Below are 401 nucleotides of genomic sequence, written 5' to 3'. Positions count from 1 at the left end.
CTATGCCCATTGCCGTCGATGAGGTGTCGCGGGAACTCCGGGGTGCGACGGCGTGGTGGTCTCCCCTGCGCCGTGGCATCCTGCTGCCCGGCCGGCTTAAGGTTGCCCGCAGCTTGCGCAAAACGACCAAACACCACACGACGACCGTCGACCGTGCCTTTGATGAGGTCATTACGCGGTGTGCAGACCCGACGCGCCCCTATGCCTGGATTGACGATCGGGTTATGGAAGTCTACCGGTATCTCCATGATCGTGGGTGGGCCCATTCAGTTGAGACGTGGGACGCGCAAGGCCGTCTGGTAGGAGGCCTCTACGGCGTCAATGTTGGGGGATTTTTCAGTGGTGAGTCTATGTTTCACGACCTGGAGTATGGCCGTGATGCCTCCAAGACGGCTCTGATG

At 60.6% G+C, this 401-nt stretch carries 1 protein-coding gene; it reads left to right on the top strand.

Annotated elements, in window-relative coordinates; genetic code table 11:
- Nucleotides 1–401: leucyl/phenylalanyl-tRNA--protein transferase (locus tag G8O24_RS47300; protein ID WP_244646431.1), on the top strand; the 401-nt coding region annotated here is incomplete at both ends.

The sequence above is a fragment of the Bradyrhizobium campsiandrae genome, assembly GCF_014529705.1.
GTDB lineage: Bacteria > Pseudomonadota > Alphaproteobacteria > Rhizobiales > Xanthobacteraceae > Bradyrhizobium > Bradyrhizobium campsiandrae.
The sequence above is the reverse complement of the archived record's forward strand: the minus strand, read 5'-3'. Positions and strand labels throughout refer to the sequence as shown.